The sequence below is a fragment of the Brevibacillus sp. BC25 genome, from assembly GCF_000282075.1.
Classification (GTDB): domain Bacteria; phylum Bacillota; class Bacilli; order Brevibacillales; family Brevibacillaceae; genus Brevibacillus.
The window spans coordinates 1-18025 of sequence record NZ_AKIX01000024.1 but is presented as its reverse complement, the minus strand read 5'-3'; the positions used below and the strand labels follow the sequence as shown (position 1 = coordinate 18025).

General features: G+C 50.6%; 11 protein-coding genes. 10 read left to right on the top strand and 1 reads right to left on the bottom strand.

Going from position 1 to position 18025, the window contains the following annotated elements; translation table 11 throughout:
- The first annotated feature begins 106 nt into the window (after positions 1 to 106).
- From PMI05_RS05440 to PMI05_RS05405, 8 genes are read left to right on the top strand one after another with little or no spacing between them, the layout of a single operon-like run.
- Entirely contained in the window at positions 107 to 2488 is a 2382-nt protein-coding gene (locus PMI05_RS05440) for a hypothetical protein (RefSeq protein WP_007718398.1), read from the top strand.
- Entirely contained in the window at positions 2485 to 3411 is a 927-nt protein-coding gene (locus PMI05_RS05435; protein WP_007718393.1) for an ABC transporter ATP-binding protein, read from the top strand. Before PMI05_RS05440 ends, PMI05_RS05435 begins: the two co-directional genes overlap by 4 nt.
- Complete coding sequence (locus PMI05_RS05430) at positions 3408 to 4268, top strand: ABC transporter permease (protein WP_007718381.1); 861 nt, start codon at positions 3408 to 3410, stop codon at positions 4266 to 4268. The genes PMI05_RS05435 and PMI05_RS05430 overlap by 4 nt, the downstream gene beginning before the upstream one ends.
- Positions 4269 to 4271: 3 nt before the next feature.
- Entirely contained in the window at positions 4272 to 6017 is a 1746-nt protein-coding gene (locus PMI05_RS05425) for a hypothetical protein (RefSeq protein ID WP_007718379.1), read from the top strand.
- A gap of 30 nt (positions 6018 to 6047) precedes the next feature.
- Positions 6048 to 7031 carry a MoxR family ATPase gene (locus PMI05_RS05420; RefSeq protein WP_007718374.1) on the top strand — a complete coding sequence of 328 codons (984 nt, stop codon included), beginning with the start codon at positions 6048 to 6050 and terminating at the stop codon, positions 7029 to 7031.
- Positions 7028 to 7909 carry a DUF58 domain-containing protein gene (locus PMI05_RS05415; protein WP_007718371.1) on the top strand — a complete coding sequence of 294 codons (882 nt, stop codon included), beginning with the start codon at positions 7028 to 7030 and terminating at the stop codon, positions 7907 to 7909. Before PMI05_RS05420 ends, PMI05_RS05415 begins: the two co-directional genes overlap by 4 nt.
- Positions 7910 to 7925: 16 nt before the next feature.
- Positions 7926 to 9800: a BatA and WFA domain-containing protein gene (locus PMI05_RS05410; protein WP_007718368.1), complete on the top strand. Its 1875-nt coding sequence runs from the start codon at positions 7926 to 7928 to the stop codon at positions 9798 to 9800.
- Entirely contained in the window at positions 9790 to 12639 is a 2850-nt protein-coding gene (locus PMI05_RS05405; RefSeq protein WP_007718366.1) for a VWA domain-containing protein, read from the top strand. Before PMI05_RS05410 ends, PMI05_RS05405 begins: the two co-directional genes overlap by 11 nt.
- Positions 12640 to 12694: 55 nt before the next feature.
- Here the strand turns inward: PMI05_RS05405 and PMI05_RS05400 are convergent, their stop codons facing one another.
- A complete protein-coding gene (locus PMI05_RS05400; RefSeq protein WP_007718362.1) occupies positions 12695 to 14824 on the bottom strand; it encodes a multicopper oxidase family protein in 2130 nt (709 codons plus the stop codon).
- A gap of 292 nt (positions 14825 to 15116) precedes the next feature.
- Between PMI05_RS05400 and PMI05_RS05395 the strand changes: the two genes are divergently transcribed.
- Positions 15117 to 15881 (top strand): class I SAM-dependent methyltransferase, encoded by a 765-nt coding sequence (locus PMI05_RS05395; protein ID WP_007718359.1) that lies wholly within the window; start codon positions 15117 to 15119, stop codon positions 15879 to 15881.
- 209 nt (positions 15882 to 16090) lie between these two features.
- A complete protein-coding gene (locus PMI05_RS05390; RefSeq protein WP_007718349.1) occupies positions 16091 to 17815 on the top strand; it encodes a methyl-accepting chemotaxis protein in 1725 nt (574 codons plus the stop codon).
- Positions 17816 to 18025 lie beyond the last annotated feature (210 nt).

Here is an 18025-nt window from a genome sequence, read left to right as displayed (position 1 = left end):
CTTCATTTTGAAAAAAATGTAGCTATTTGTCTGGAAATAACGTCAATAACTGTATGAGATGAAAAGATAGGAAGAAAAAAGAATGGTCCGTGGAGGTTTTGAACGAATGAAAACGGCGCAGTGCAAGCGATGGCTCCTGGCCTTCTGTGCGTTCCTCCTGTTGGTAGCAGGTGTTCCTGTAGGATTAACGGGGACAGCTTTGGCAGAGGGAAACATTCAGCTGGGAGTAACAGTCGGAATTGAAGGAAAGTACAGGCAAACGGGAATGGTTCCCGTTGTCGTCACGGTGAAAAATGGAGGGGCGGATATTGAAGGGGAGCTGTTTGTCGCCACTGGGGAACAGGGAGACAGACGCTTCGCGGTTGCCAATTACCAGCCGGTTTCGATTGCAAGCGGAGTGACCAAGCAGGTAACGATTCTCGTTCCTGGATCAGAGCTGCATGGCAGTTCTTTTGTGGCCTTGATGCAAAATAATAAGATGATCGCGCAAACGCCGATAACAGGTAGTTCATACAGCGAAGATACGCTGATGATCGGTGTGTTGGCAGAAAACCCCGACACAGCTAACTTCCTTGGTGTACTACCGAAAGGCTCTATTCATAACCCTGTCCAGCTCTTGACGATGAAGGCAGACAATATGCCAGTGACAGGTACACAGCTTCAGATGATTAACATGCTCGTCATCAATAATTTTGCTTTGGATTCATTGAATGAACAGCAGATCAAAGCGATTCGGGATTGGACGAAATCTGGCGGGATGCTGATTTTAGCCGGAGGAGCACAGTACAAGAAAGCTGGAGGAGTTTTAGGCGACTTGTCACCAGTAGAAGTGACAGGAGTGACGAGTGTACAGACACTCTCTAGTTTAAAAGTGGATAAGACCAATCCAATTGCACTAACATCGCCCTTTACTGTAAGCAATGGGACATTGAAGACAGGGAAAGTTTTGTACACCGAAGGAAATATTTCGCTGATGGCTGTACATAACGTGGGAGCCGGAAAAGTATTGTACGTAGCCTATGATTTGGCGGCGGAACCAGTAGCCAGCTGGGCAGGAAACAGCCGCTTTTGGGCAGATACATTAGTAAAGGCTTTTGGTTCTTCCATCAACGCTTCAGCTTCAAATAGGAGCGTGATCGACAACGTATGGCCGCTTCGGGATGCTGCTGATCAAGTCCCATCCTTGAAAATTCCGGAGGTTGGCTGGTTCGCTGTATTTTTCGGAATCTATGCCCTGATTGCAGGGCCAGTCCTTTTCTATATTTTGCGGAGAGGCCGCAAGCAAAGCTACATGTGGGTGATCGTCCCTGCCATTTCGGTGTTGGCGGGAATCGGAATCTTCTCGATTGGTGCCATCCAGCGCGGTGTGGGTGTAAAGCTGCACCAGGTAGGTTATGTTGAGCTGCAAAACAACGGTCAGGCGAATGCGATAAGCGTAACCGCATTATTCGTACCGAGTAATGACGACTATCGTCTGACTTTAAAGGGAGAGGGCATGACCCAACCTGTCATTGAAAGAAATTATATGGATCAAGTTCCGAAAACGTGGATTTCCATACAGCCAGATCAGACCCATATTGATTTCCGAGATGTAGAATTCTGGTCGATGCGCAAGGTTGCGACGGAGCAATCCTTACCGGACGTAGGAAAGATAGAATCGAACCTGTCGTATGAGAATGGCGCACTGAAAGGAACTGTGACAAACAATACGAAGTACTCGCTGCGAGATGTGACGGTCTCGACAGGTATAACGGTACAAGAGTTTCCGCAGTTGGCAGCTGGCAGCAGTATCGAAGTAAACTTGCCGTTTGCCTCTCAACATCAAGCAAGGCGGAACCAAAATCGGATGAATACGGGGCATGCACTGCCGCAGCATATGCAATCGAATGGCTATGACAGACAAACGCGCGAGCAAGTCATCGTGGAAATGCTCGACATGATGGACAGACGTGGTGGTCAGTCTGAAGTGGTGAAACTCGTAGGCTGGACCGATGAGCAAGTTGTTGAGGCTGTCGTACCAAACGAAAATACGGAGAACAGCAGCATTGCCATGGTCACTTCGACACTGCAAGTGAGTCCATCTAAGGACGGACACATTTATTATCCGACGGGATCGTTTGATGTGACGATGTCGGGCAGCTCTGTTCCGGTAGATGACTTCGGAGATGGCTTTAGACTTCCGGCCGGGGACATTACCTTTGACATCAATCTGAATCAGGAAGGGCAGGATCTTGCTATTAGCAATTTGTATCTGTACACCTGGTCAGAGGACAATACGACATTTGAAAAAGAGGTTTACAACTGGAAGACAAAAGCTTTCGAACCATTTGAAAAAGCATTCATGAACAACGTCATGACAAGCGACAAGACCACTACTTATGTTTCGGGCGACGGCATTGTCCGCATCAAATTTGCCCACCAGTTTGAGGATGATCGCCACATTGGGGTTCCAAGTGTCAGTGTGGAAGGGAAGGTGAGCAAGAAGTGATCCAGATCCAAAATTTGCGCAAGCGCTACGGAAAAATGGAAGCGTTAAAAGGACTTTCGCTCGAAATTGACAAGGGTACCGTTTTTGGTTTCGTCGGTCCGAACGGGGCAGGAAAATCGACGACGATGTCCATTTTGGCAACTTTATTGGAGCCGACAAGTGGGAAAGCATACGTAGGCGGTTACGAAGTGACCAAGCATCCAAAGGAAGTGCGCAAGCTGATCGGCTACATGCCTGACTTTTTTGGTGTCTACGACAATTTGACAGCAGAAGAGTACCTCGATTTTTACGGCGCGAACTACGATATCCCGGCAGCTGAACGAAGACAAATCATTCCGCAGTTATTAGAGCTGGTGAATCTCACTCACAAGCGGGATGCCTACGTTGACTCGTTGTCGCGGGGGATGAAGCAGCGACTCGGGTTGGCCCGCTCGCTGGTTCACAATCCGGAAGTACTCATTTTGGATGAACCGGCCTCTGGTTTAGACCCGCGTGCACGAATCGAGCTGCGGGAGATTTTGAAGGAACTGCGGGACATGGGCAAGACGATTATCATTAGCTCGCACATATTGCCTGAGCTAGCGGAGATGTGCGATGTCATCGGGATTGTGGAGGAAGGCAATCTTGTTGCCTTTGGACGAGTCGATGAGATTTACTCGAAAATGCAAGAACAGCGGGTATTGCGCATCCGCCTGTTGGATCGGGTTGATGAAGCAATGACGCGCTTGCGTGAGATGCCCGGCATTACCAGGGTGACACGCGAAGGGAACTGGGTCGTTGCGGGCTTTTCAGGCAATGACGAAGAACAGGTTGAGCTACTGCGGGAGCTTGCGGTGTCAGGCTATCCTGTTGCCGCGTTTAATGAAGCAGTTGGTGATTTGGAAGAAATCTTCCTGGAAATTACGAAAGGGGTGGGCTCATGAGCGACTTGAGACGATTTCGCAATCCTGTCTTGTTCAATGAATGGAAAATGCGGATGCGGACCAATCGGTCACCGTGGATCATCCTGCTCTATTTGCTCGTTTTGGGCGCAATGACGCTCACGCTGATTTTCTTTATGACAAACGGCGGCAGCTATTATAACCCGAATGATACGCGCGAGCTGTTCATGATGCTGTCTGTGTTTCAGCTCGGGATGATCTGCTTCGTCGTGCCGGGACTAACGGCAGGTGTGATTTCCGGTGAGCGCGAACGCCAGACGTTGAGTGTGTTATTGACCACGAATGTCAGCGCCACACGATTGATTTTAGGCAAATGGCTGGCGTCGCTCAGCTTCATGACCTTTCTGGTCATTGCGACCATCCCGCTCTATGCCATCGTCTTTTTGTATGGAGGAATCTCACCTGCACAAGTGATCAAGGTGTTTGGCTTTTACGTCATTACGATGCTCGGCATCGGCAGCATTGGTGTGCTCATGTCCACGCTGATCAAACGGACTGGTATCGCTACGGTTGTCACTTATGCCGTGGTGTTCGGATATGCGATTGGATCGAGCATACTGGCGGAAATAATCAAAGAGTTCATTCGGTACCAGCGCCGGTCGGGTGGTATGTCATCCGCGAATATGCCGGACTGGCCAGATCTCCTGCATAATTTCAATCCATTGTTTGCGATGTTAAACATTTTTGAAGAAGGGCCGCAGATCAGGATTGGGAATGTGGACCCGTTCGCGGTTTACTGCCTGTTTTTCGGGGTCATCACACTGTTCTGCCTTTTACTCTCCATCTATCTCATTCAGCCAGTGAAACCGAGATTTCGCAAAGTAAAAGAGGAGCAATAAGCCATGTTTACCTCTAAATCGAACGACGAGCTGAAGTCACTGCTTGCGCCCATTCGAAAGCAACTGGGCTTGCGTGTATGGATACAGCAGCTAACGGTCTATGGTTTGTGGGGAATGGGGGCGAGTCTGGTGCTCCTCCTCCTTGCCCGCATCTTGCCGATTCCGTTTTACCAATGGATCGCGGTTGTGCTACCAGTGCTTGTGGTCATCACAGGTCTGGCGCGTGCGCTTTGGATGCGCCCTACCTGGCTCCAATGTGCGCAAGTGGCAGACGGCAATGGTTTGGCTCAGCGAGTCGTCACAGCATGGGAAAATCAAGAGAATCAGTCGATGGTAGCGGGTATGCAGAGGGAAGACGCCCAGCAGCATCTGCGAAAAAATTTGCCGCAAATCGTAGAGAGCGTCCGCATCTGGTCGCTGGTCCAAAGAAAGGTGTATGTCACAAGTAGCTTGCTATTGGTGTGCCTGGTGCTGTTTCTTTGGCCGAATTCTCAAGACTTGCGACTGGCCCAGATGGCTGAGGAAAAGAAAGCAATCGCGCAGGTCGAGGAAGAAGTAGAGGAAATCAAGCAGGACGTGAAAAAGAATACAGGCTTAACTGACGCGCAGAAAAAGCAGCTGGAGGAAATGCTGGAGCAGGCAAAAAAGGCTTTGGCGAAAGCAGACGACCCGGCAGAACGTCAAAATGCACTGCGCGCTGCGGAAAAACAATTGGAGAAGGTCAGAGATGCAGAGCAGCGCAAAGAAAAAGCGCTGCAAGCACTCCAGCGCAGCTTGGGTAATCAAGAAGGGACAAAAGCCGTGGCTGGCGCGATGGAAGCGAAAGATCGACAAGCGATGACTGAGGCCCTGGCACAAATGGCAAAAGCCATGGAAAGCATGCCGCAAAAAGAGCGGGAAGAGATCGCCCGCAAACTCGCAAGCGCAGCAGAGCAATTGAAAAAAGAGGCAGAGTCTGCCGACTCGAAGGAACTGGAGGATATCGCCAAACAACTGGCGGAGGCAGCCCAGCAAACAGCCCAAGGACAAGTACCTCAAGCGATGACTGCGCTCGAGAACAGCTTGATGCAAGCCATGACGGGCATCCAACAATCTCAGCAAGCCATGCTCGCAGCTATACATGCCGCTGCTTCGCTCAATCAGTCGCAAATGACGCTTGCCAGTGCAGGCGCACAAGCAGGAAATGCTGGAGCGAGTGGAGCTGGGGCAGGTACGGCAGCAACAGGCCAGGCGACTCCAGCATCGGGGTCACCCGGGAATCAGCCAACTGCGGCAACACCGGGAACAGGTACCAACCCAAATCAAGGGGCGAACCCGGCAAACCAGCCTGGGAATGGAAATAATGGCTCGGGGCAAGGGAATGGCAACGGAAACGGCAATGGCAACGGAAACGGCAATGGCAACGGAAACGGAAACGGAAACGGAAACGGTAATGGCTCTGGCGGTCAAGGAATCGGTCAAGGTGGCGGGGCCGGGTTAGGAAAAGGCAAACACGAGCTCGTTACCGTCCCGGCAGATCGCATAGGTGGAGACAACGGACCTGTTGATACAGTCGGAGGCCAACTCGGGTCTGGACCTTCGCAGTCGCAGCAAAGCGGAAACACACAAGTTTCCTCTGGTGGCACGCTACCGTATGAGGAAGTGTACGGCCAGTATGAGCAATTTGCCCGCGAGAGTATGGAAAAAGGCAGTATTCCCGGCGATTATCAAGAGATCGTGAAGGATTATTTCAGTAAAATAGAGCCTTAGATCATTCAACAACAGGAAGGAGACACGGCGATGGCGCAGCAAACGCTAGAAGATTGCTTGCAGCGAGTAGAGCTTGTCAGGCAGGAAATTGGAAAGGTATTGGTAGGACAAAAAGAGGTGGTCGAGCAACTTCTGTGGGCCGTGTTTGCAGGTGGACATGCGCTTTTGGAAGGCGTACCCGGATTGGGCAAAACGCTGCTTGTTCGGACATTGTCCCAAGCCTTCGAGCTATCGTTTCAGCGGATTCAGTTCACACCGGACCTGATGCCGACAGACATTACTGGAACGAACATCCTGTTGGTCGACGAGAAGGGACAGCAGTCTTTCCAATTCCAACATGGTCCGATCTTCGCTCATGTCGTGCTGGCTGACGAGATCAACCGGGCGACGCCAAAGACGCAAAGCGCCTTGTTGGAGGCCATGCAGGAGCGAACAGTTTCAGCCGGGGGAGTGACTCGTCTGCTGCCAGAGCCGTTCTTCGTTCTCGCGACACAGAACCCACTGGAGCAGGAAGGGACATACCCGTTGCCAGAAGCGCAAATGGACCGCTTTTTATTGAAGATCGATGTGCCGTATCCGACGGAAGAAGAACTGAAAATGATCGTGCGGCAAACGACCACGAGCCAGGTGATCACCGTGGAAAAAGTGGCTTCAGCCGAGCAAATTGCTGAGATTCAGCAGGCAGCGCGTGAAGTGCTGGTAGCTGATGCGGTACTGGATTACGCCGTGAAGCTGCTTTTAGCGACGCATCCGGGCGAACAGGCGATTGCTTCGGTGAACAAATATGTGCGCAACGGAGCAGGTCCGCGTGGCGTGCAGGCGATTGTCTCCTTGGCAAAGGTACGTGCGTTATTGGCTGGCCGATACAATCTGGCGTACGAGGACGTGACAGCAGTTGCTCTGCCAGCGTTGCGCCACCGCATTTTCCTCAATTTTGAAGGAGAGGCAAACGGCATCCGACCAGACCGCGTCATTATGGACATTTTGGACGAACTGGGGACGCAGAAGGTATGAATCAACACCTGCTTGATCCGTCATGGCTCGCCAGACTGGAGCGAATGCAGATGGCTAGTCGCAAAGCGGTCAGCGGCAGCCAGGCAGGAAAGCGAAGGGCGAGACAGCTGGGCAGCTCCATGGAGTTCGCAGACTTTCGGGCGTATGTTCCCGGCGATGATTTGCGGCAGCTCGATTGGAACGCGTATGCCCGTTCAGGCAAGCTGTTTTTGAAAAAGTACTTGGATGAAACAGAGCTTCATGTGAACTTGTATATCGATTGCAGTCGTTCGATGAGCTACGGACAACCGAACAAAATGGCCCGAGCTGTCGAGATTGCCGCGGCCCTTGGCTATTTGTCCCTGTGCCATCTCGATCATGTGTCGGTCTATGCATTTGACAGCCGCATTACGGCAGCACTTACCGGGCTGCAAGGAAAGAACCAGGCGCATCGCTTGCTCACCTTCTTATCTTCCCTGCAAGAAGGGGGAGCAGGTGATATTCAAACGGCAATGCGCCAGCCCGGGGCTGTCAGCGGCAAAGCTAGCACATCCATCGTGCTGTCGGACTTTTTGTTCGAGTCAGGCTATACGGAAGGCATCGCGTATTTGCAGGCGGCCAGACAAGAGGTCACACTGGTTCAGGTGCTTTCCAAAGAAGAGCTTGCGCCCGAGTATGCGGGAGAGCTGCGGTTGATCGATTCAGAGACCGGGCAAGCAAAAGAAGTATCCCTGACCAGTCCTTTGATGGAAGAGTACCACAAGAGCTTGCGAGATTATCAACAAGAACTGTCCGCGTTTGCTTATGGAAGAGGAATCGCCTACGTGTCTGTAGAGGCGGAACAATCGCTGGAATCGATTGTCTTCCATGTCTTTCGTCAGGCCGGCTTGATTCGCTAGAGAGGAGAGAGACAACATGCAGTGGATGAGTTTGGGCAACTTGTGGTTTGCGCTAATTATCCCGGCCATCATCGTCCTCTACCTGCTCAAGCGAAAAGTAGAGGATCGTGTCATACCAAGTACACTCCTGTGGCAGCGCACGATGCAAAACTGGGAAGCAGTGAAACCGTGGGAAAGGCTGCGGCGCAACCTGCTGTTGCTGCTGCAATTACTCGCTGCCTGCTTGCTCGTGCTGGCTTTGATACGACCGGCCGTGCCCACTGAGGGAATCACATCCGACCACACGATTTTGGTCGTGGATACATCAGGGAGCATGATGGCAAAGGAAGGGAACGAGACGCGGCTGGAACGAGCCGTTTCACAGGCAAAAGCACTCGTAGAGAAGCTGGGAAGCAGCCAGACGATGACTCTAATCGAGGCAGGGCGTGAGCCAAATGTTTTGGTCTCCAAAAGTGCAGACAAAGAGCCGCTCTTGCAAGCTATTGAAAAGCTTGCGCCTTTTTCCGGGACATCCGATCAAATCGCAGCCTTGTCATTAGCGGGAGCTATTGCAGAGAATGAGCCAGGCAGTGGAGTGGTTTGGATGGGGGACGGAAGCGGGGAACGCAAGTTGGATGGAGGCTCAGTCCCTGCTTTTTCCGGGAGCTTTCAGTTCATGCAGATGGGGAGCACCCGCGAGAATACCGCAATCGGTGCTTTTGTGACTCAGCCTACGGAAAAAGGGGTAGAGGGACTGCTGCGGGTGGACAATCACGGCAGTATACCTGCGAAAGGAAAAGTCACTGTTTTTGATGAGCAAGACAAGCTGCTGGATACGGATTCTTTTGCGATTGGAGCAGGTAGCTCCCAGACATTTTCGTTTCAGAAGATGGCGGTGTCTAGCGTCTACCGTGCAGTCATCGAACCGGAGCAGGACGGCCTTTCTCAGGATAATGTCATGTGGAGTGTTCCATTCGCTACAGGGAAAGGAAAAGCAGCGTTGTATTCGCCAGAGGGAAACCGTTTCCTCCATCAAGTATTGCAGACAGTCGGAAGTCTTGAGGTGGAAACGATTCAGCAGGCATCGGATGCTGCGGCGTCTGCGCGTGATCTGTGGGTTTTTGACGGAGTCGTGCCAGACCAGTTGCCAAAAGGAAATATTTTGTTGATTGCTCCGAACAAGAAAACAGAGTGGTTGCCGCTTGCTGGAGAAAAAGAACTGGATCAACAGCCAAGGCCAGTTTCCCCGGATGACCCGCTGCTCAAGCACGTAGATTGGCGGGATGTGCACGTCGCCAAAGGATACGTATTGGATGAGATGCCTGGTATGAAGCCATTGGTACGCGCAGGCGATGTCGATCTGGTCAGAGCCGGGATCATAGACGGTCGACGAATGGTCATCATCGGATTTGATTTGCATGCATCGGACTTCCCGCTGCGTCCTGCATTTCCGATTTTTATGCAAAATGTCGTCAACTGGCTGTCACCTGGTCAAACAGCCCCAATCCCCACAGCACATCCGGGAGAGGTCTTGACTATCCCACTCTCACCAGGAGCGACGACACGTACCTTGACGTATCCGAATGGACACCAGCAGTCTCTTACGGAGAATGCCACGTCGAAAACGATGCAGCTACCGGAGCTGACCGGATTGTATCGTCTTGACGAAGGGGTAGATACAGGGACCAAAAGTACGTATTTTACTGTCCAAATGAATGAGGAAGAATCGAATATTACACCAAAGTCTGTGAACGTTGCCCGGAAGAATGCCGAAGAACAAAAGGAGAGTGAGGAAGCGACAGCGACTGACACAAGTGGAGCACTGGGAACGAAGGAGTTGACCTATTGGTTAGCGGCGTTTGCTCTCTTGGTGTTATTGGTGGAATGGAGGGTGTATCAGCGTGGGTATTAACTTTATACAACCGCTATTCCTGTTGTTATTGCTTCCCGTTGCGTACGTCATCATCAGCTGGTGGCGACATCAACAGCAAATGCCAATCGGCAGAAAAGCGACAATTGCAACCATTCGCACGCTCTTGTTCCTCCTTCTGGTTTTAGCGTTGGCAGGGACACAGCTGTTGACACCTGTTCAGGCGAAAACGATTGTGTTTGTTGTAGATCGATCCGCTTCCATGAAGGACGATCCGCGTGTTCTCTCTTTTTTACGCGAGGCGATCGGGCAAAAGCAAGCAGGGGATAAGTATGCTGTCATTGCAGTAGGTGCAGAGGCAGCGGTCGATCAACCATTGACGATACGCCAAGAGGTACAGCCCTTGGGCGTGGATGTCAACCGGAATGCAACCAATTTGGCAGAAGGACTCCGATTGGCGTCTGCCATGATCCCTACCAATGCCAGAGGAAAAGTCGTCTTGTTGACAGATGGTCTGGAAACAAACGGAGATGCGGCACGGCAGACGAGACTGGCGAGGGAGCGAGGAATCGCTGTAGAGGCTGTTTCCTTGCAGCAGCCACACGGGGATGAGGTCGTTCTTACATCTGTACAGGTACCGCAAAGACTGTATGCGGGAGAGGAATACGGCATTACCGTTGATGTGGAGAGTACGATAGCGACCGAGGCAACCCTACGCCTGTATGAAGGCAATCGCGAGGCGGGCCAGCAAACAGTACAGATCGGCAAGGGCAACAACCGATTCGTTTTTTCGCAAAAAGCGATGCAGCAAGGTTTCCATCGCTATCGCGTGGAAATCGAGCCGCGACAAGATACCGTAGCGGCGAACAATCAGGCTACAGCCTATACACAGGTAGCTGGGGCACCAGTCGTACTCGTAGCCGAAGGGCATCCAGGTGCCGCTAGCAACCTCATTCAAGCGCTGGAAGCGGGCAATATCAAGGTGGAGCTGCGCGATCTCGCACTGCTGCCAAAGGAGCTTGAGGGCTACAAGCAATTTGCCTCCATCGTACTGGCAGATGTGCCCGCTACCAGCATGACTGATGCGGATATGGAACGCATGCGGACCGCTGTACGTGATTTGGGCATTGGTTTGATCATGACAGGCGGTAAAGATAGCTTTGGCATGGGTGGCTGGTTTCAGACACCAATCGAAGAGGCATTACCTGTTCACATGGATTTAAAAGGGAAGGAACAGCTCCCTTCGCTCGGACTTCAGCTGGTCATCGACAAGTCGGGTAGTATGAGCTCCGATGCCAGAGGTGCGGATAAGATGGCATTGGCTAGGGAAGCCGCGATTCGAGCGACAACCATGATGAATGCACAGGACCACATCGGAGTGATCGCATTTGACGATGCGCCATGGGATGTCGTAGCTCCACAGTCTGTCACGAAGCTGGATGAAATCCAACAGCAGATCAGCAGAATCCAAGCGGATGGCGGGACCGATATTTTCCCTGCCTTACAGCTGGGCTACGAACGTGTAAAGGCGATGAACACGCAGCGTAAGCACGTTATCTTGCTCACAGATGGGCAGTCTGCACTCGACGACGATTACGAGGGCCTGCTCCAACAAATGACGGCTGAAAATATTACCGTTTCAACAGTGGCGCTGGGTGATGATTCAGATAGGTCGCTGTTGGAGATGATTGCCGAGTTAGGAAAAGGCAGATATTACTTTGCAAACGATGCTGAATCCATCCCGAAAATCTTCAGTAAAGAAACAGCCTTAGCCAGTCGTACGTTTATTGTGGAGAAGCCCCAAGTACCAGGCTATACAGGGGTGGGAGCTTGGCCTACGCTGAAGCAGACATTGCCTCCGGTGCGTGCGTATATAGCAACGACACCAAAGCAAACAGCAGAATCATCCTTGATGAGTGCTGACGATGATCCGATTCTCACCCGTTGGCAGTACGGTCTGGGGCGTTCTGTCGCCTGGACGAGTGATCTGGAAGGGAAGTGGTCACCGGACTGGGTGGCTTGGGGAGGAAACAGCCGTCTGTGGAACGAAATCGTGGCTTGGTCTTTCCCACAAATTACAGAAGGCGCTTGGAAGACGACCACGAGCGTGAACGGCGCAAAAGGCAATGTGAGGGTTACGATGCCAGCTGGTGGAAGCATGCCCCAAGAGATGGAGGCAGTCGTTCTCAATCAAGAGATGAAGCGAGAAGTTATCAAGCTTAAGCCGGTTGCGCCAGGCGTCATGGAGGGTGAATTCGAAACAGCCGATCCGGGCACATACATGATTCAGATCTCACAAAAAAATCAAGGCCGAGTCATGGCGAGCCAAACGACAGGATTGACCGTTTCCTATTCACCCGAATATAGAATACATGCCGATGGAGAGAAAGAACTTCAAGAGTGGCTAAGTGCTGGTGGAGGGAATCAGATCAGCAAACCGGAAGAGGCTTTTGGCGGCACGCTTCCTGAGAAATGGGACACACAGTCAATCAGTGAGTGGTTGCTGATGTTGGCGGCTTTGCTACTGCCGATCGATATCGCCGTTCGCCGTCTGCAGTTGCCGGATCAATGGTGGGCAAGGCTATCTAGTTTATGGAGATTGCGCAAGTCCACGTCTGCTGATTCTGAACAACAGGCAGTATTGTCTCGCCTCGGCGAGAAGCGCTCTGCGACAAGACGGACACGCGAAGAGCGGACAGATGACCAGAAAGCCGTATCTGCTCCCCTCATTCATCCGGTAGGGACGGCTGGAAATCGGGTGAAGCCAGCAGCAGTCAAGAACGAGCAGGCAAAAGAGAAGCAGGAGAAGCAAACACATGCGCAGCCTGACGAAACACTAAACAGACTATTGGCGGCCAAGAACCGGAAAAAGTCTCAGTAACAGATAAAAAGAAAACAGCAGCCTGGCGAAATCGCTACGGACTGCTGTTTTCTTTTTAGAGATGCTCTTCATACACGAGCGGGATTGCTATACCAAAAGCAGTTTCACCTTTAGTTAGGCTCTCTTCCATTGATGCACCAGGATTATTCGCGCGGAATGCAACTTCATAGGTTTCACCTGGCGCTACCTGGAGAGTGTCCGTCCACCATGGACTTCCTGTAACCTTTTTGCCGTCCCGACTCAAGATGAGCATGTGATGACCGTGCAGATACATCGACTGATCCTGGAAGCTGCGGTTGACGAAGGTCAGCTTTATGAGATCACCCTCTTCAATCATCATCCGTGTCTCAGGAAGTAAGTCGCCATTTACGGTCGACAAACGTTGGAATTGACCGTCATAAAATCCGTACTGACCATCAATGAGCAGTTGATATTCCCGATCAAAATGGGAAGAGAGATCAAAAGGAACCGCATTCGGACTGCCGTAGCGTGCAGGGTCAAAGACAGAAAGCTCTGCATCTAAAAAGGGCACAGCATCTTCGGACCCGTCTGGACTTAAGAGCAGCCCTTTGTCATGCTGGTTTGCAGCGGGAGTAAATAGCACGGGACGATTAGGCATCGTAAATTGAATGTCGTATCGACCGCCTGCCCCCGGTTGCAAGGCTTGATTGGCAATCAAATTCGGTTCGTTTACATCGGTTCCGTCAATCGCTACTACCTGAAAAGGAGTTCCTTGCAGCAAATAAGTGACAGGAGCATTTTCGGCGTTTATAAAGCGAAGGCGAACCGTTGTGCCAGGAGCAATCGTTTCGATTTTTCGTGTATGTGAGCCGTTTAACGTCGTGCCTGCCTTTTCGTCCTTGTGATGAATCATGGCGATGTCGCGGATAGGTGCGCCTGTAGTCGTAGCCTCGGCTGGCTCAATCACAAGGGCGCCAAACAGTGCGTTCACAACTTGCTCAGGAATTTGCTGATGAGAATGATACCAATACGTTCCTGTTTGTTCTGCGCGAAAACGATAAACAGATTTTTCTCCTTTTGCAATGCGATCATAACTAGCGAGAGTCTGCATGCCATGCCAGTGGATGTCTATCCCTTCGGAAATATCCTTGTTCAAAAGGATGATTTCGACGAGTTCACCTTGCTTCATTCGCAGCTCAGGTCCGGGATATTGTCCATTCAGGGTCCATGCTTCTACGGTTTTGCCTGATGCTTGACGGATAGTTGTTTTCTGTGCGTTCAGCGAAAACGTTCGATCAGGTGTTTCTTGTTTTAGTTCTGTTGGTCCATCGACACTTCTAAGTTTCCCTGTGGAAGGCATCGAATGGGCACTTGCCTTTACAGGGAAAACAAAATCGGGGAGAGCGTGATCGTCCTGATTCTGACCTCCCAAAGGTGAATGATCGGGCAGGCGACTCGCTATCATCGCTTGATTTCCCCAGATCGTCGCAAGTAAAGCAGTCATCAGAAGAAACGCGGCAAAACGGATAAAGCGGTGCAGGCGGCGTGGTTTCACCCAATTTTCCGCAGTGGAGTGGTATTGATGCTTCCAAGATTGCCGAATCCAGAGCAGGGAGACCCCGGCTAATAATACGCCCCAAGCGAGAAACAAAATGGACGGTTCCAGCGTAACAGCTGGAAAAAAGACTTGAAGGAAGAGTGCAATCAGACAGCCCAAGAAGCTAGCTTGCAGCGGAACGAGCAATTCGGGACAAGATGCGTCTCCTCGCCACTCTGCATCTAATGCGTCGTCTAGATCCAGCGAGTTTGCTTTTGCAGACCTAACATTTTTCTCTTGTAACAAAATGCGGGTATCATCCGTATCTACTTGTGAGTGCCTTGACTCTCTGCCGCCTTTCCCGGTCAACTCCCACAATCGTGGAAAAGTAGAGAGAAGGCAAAAGAGCGATGGAACAAAAATAAAAGGTAAAAAGCCAAGCAACGTATCCTTTATGTAAAGCCAACCAAAGGATTCAAACAAAACCCACGTCATCACCAAATGCCCCGCAAATACAAAAAGGGCCGACCAAGAAAAACTTAAAGTGATGCGAGCACTGCTTATGAAAGCCCGTTTCGTTGGACGGTAAACGAGCTGGTTTGCCATGATTGTCGGGACCAGCATGACGATGAGAAGGACCAGAAACAATCCTTGATGAATCCCGGCAAGCACTTCAAAATCAGCCATGATCAGTTCCTCCTGTTTACTAGTTCGATACTAATGATATAGAGAAACGGCTGAGTACCAAACGTACCGAGGCAGTATTTTCACTCCGCCTTAAGTCGGAGAAGTGCACTTGATCTACATACAGGATATACGCTACAATTTTGGTATTATTTTTCGGTTTATCAGAATATTGGGAAGGGGACTTTTTCTCATGTCCTTTGATTTTGTACAAACATAACAACGTGCTCGAGCTCCTCCTGCCTCGTCTGGTTTGGAAGTGAACAGACTGGTATAAACGAGAGGAGAAGCAAATATGGAAAATAAGGATCGGATCAAAAGCCTTCAAGAGGAAGTGGAGGCACCATTCGCTGGGTGGGATTTTGCCAGATTGACTGCGACAGGCAGGATGCAGGATGCACCACTTGGCTGGAACTACGTCAATATCGTGAAAAAGAACATGCTTGGGATTCGCTCTATGCTGGAAATGGGAACAGGTGGTGGAGAACTGTTTTCTACGCTTGCACCGTTCCCTTTGGAGACGTATGCGACAGAAGGCTATGCGCCGAATATAGCGGTGGCAAAAGCCAATCTGGAGCCCTTGGGTGTTCGTGTGTTTCCAGTAGACGGGGAAGAAATATTGCCTTTTGAGGATCAGTCACTCGACTTGATCATCAATCGACATGAAGCTTATTTGCCGTCTGAAATGAAGCGCCTGTTGAAGCCGGGGGGCACATTTGTTACCCAGCAAGTAGGCGGTCAAGACAATCTCGAGCTGAATCGATTGCTGGACGCTCCGATTCCGCCAGACTACCTGCACTGGAATCTTGCCTATGCAGTGAACGAACTGGAGGAAGCCGGTCTTACGATTGTGGAGCAAAGAGAGGAAATGAGCTTTTCGCGTTTCTACGACATAGGTGCCATTGTTTACTACTTGAAGGCTATCGAATGGCAGATTCGCGACTTTACTGTAGAAAAGTATGCCGATGCCTTGCTCGATCTGCACCAGAAAATGGAAGCAGTTGGGTATATCGATATTCCTACCCATCGATTTCTCACGATTGCCCAACAAAAGTCCTAATTAAATCACTACCGATTGTCGATAAGACTGGTAGGGAGTGTTTAGGAAAAGCACCCTTTTTGGGTGCTTTTTTTATCGAGTAACACCGTGTGAGAACAGCAATGCTGATCCTTTTACGAAAAGGCAAACCCTCCCGTAACAATGCGTCCGCTCCCCGGTGGGGGGCCGCAATACACATATCGTAACCGGCGAAGGAGAAGTGAAACAGGATGAGTAAGAGCTTGGCAACACGGGTCGTTGCTCTTGTAGCGGTGATCATTGCCGTCATGATGGCAATCAATATTATCATGATTTACGAAAACAGCGTAACTACTGTTGAAAAGACACTCTCGCGCTCAAGCATCAACACAGCATTGCATATCTCCCAAGGGCTTGACTCAGAGAAGATAGCGAAATTTATATCTTCGCCACAAGAAACCGACGACTATTGGACTATCCGAAATACGTTGCTTGAGTATACCGAAAAAACAGGTGCCCTTTATATTTATATTCTTCATACAGACGGTGAAAAGGTAAAGATTATGGTGGATGGAATGGCGAAAGGAGCAGAGGGAGCTTCTACAATCGGTCAAGAGACGAGCTCTACCGGCATGGATGATATTGCTCCTGCTCTAGAAGGCGGATCGAACAGTACGCCAATCGTCAAAGACCCTGTGTTCGGGGACTACCTAAGTGCATTCGCACCGATTGAAGATCCATCTGGTCAAGTGATTGCGGTGCTAGGTGTGGATACTGCGGCAGACAAAGTGGAGCTGATTAATGATCAGGTTTTGGATGAAACCATGCCGCGCATCATTATCGCTATGATCATCGTAACGATTATTGCTTTGGGTGCTGTATTCTTCTTGATCAAGAAGATGCTGCGTCCACTGCAAGTTGTACAAGAGGCGTCTATGCGCATTGCTTCTGGTGATCTCACGTCTACAGAGATTTCTGTTTCCAACAAAAAAGACGAGATTGGCCGAATTGTCGTTGCTTTTGGTGAGATGACGACACAGCTGCGTCAAATTATTGGCGGTGTAAAAGAGACAACCGAGCATATCGACAGCATGGCGAATTCCATTCGGGAAGGTGCCAACTCTGTCCGCGAGCAAAATAAAAATATCGTGGTCACCAGCCAAGAGATTGCGCAGGGAAATGAGCAGACAGCAACTGCGATGGAGATGACGGTGCAAACGGTTCAAGAATTCTTGAGCGAGCTGTCTGAACTGAATACGGCGATTGACGAGATGGATGCAGTATCCAATCAGGTGTCCGATATCGGAGAGAGCAGCTACAAAGTATTGCAAGAGTTTTTGGCAGATGGAACAGAGACGAACAAACAATTTCATGAAGTGCAAAATACAATGGCGATTCTCGAAGAAAAATCAAGCCGAATTAACGACGTGATTGAAACGATTCAGCAAATCGCCGGACAAACCAATCTGTTGGCGTTGAATGCAGCCATCGAGAGTGCGCGTGCTGGCGAAGCGGGCAGAGGCTTCGCTGTGGTAGCGGGAGAAGTTCGCAAGCTGGCTGAACAGACGGGTGCGGCAACCCACGTCATTCAGGAGAGCATCAAAGACATTCAAGATCAGGTAAGACAAGCTACGGAAAAGACAAATGCGACGCTGGATCGCTACAATGCGGGTACAGAGCGTTTGGATTCCGTTACACAAGGCATTACGGCTCTGTCTGACATGACGCATACGTTGAAGACGTCGCTTTCAAATGTCATGGCAAGTGTAGAGACGATGAAGCAAGGTCAGAACAAGGTGAATGAATCCGTGTTGACGGTTACTGCCATCTCGGAGCAAACAGCAGCGGCTACGGAAGAAGTATCTGCTACGATGCATGAGGTCAGTGGAAACGTTGATCAGTTCGTGTCTGAAACGGAGCAGGTGACAGACAGCATTCAGGAGCTGCGCAGCAAGGTGGATACGTTCAGACTATAGGCAAATTACTTTATCTATAAATGAAAAACAGCTCTTCTATTGGCAGGATGATGCCGAGAAGAGCTGTTTTTTTTGTGGCTGTAGTGGAGGGAAGAAGCGCATTTCCAGTCTACGCTTCGGCCTCCGCCCCGCAAGAGGTGAAGACTGTCCGCTCCGGAATAAATGCACTGCTCCCTGTCAAGTAGACAGTATGTAGAGAGCAACTCTAAG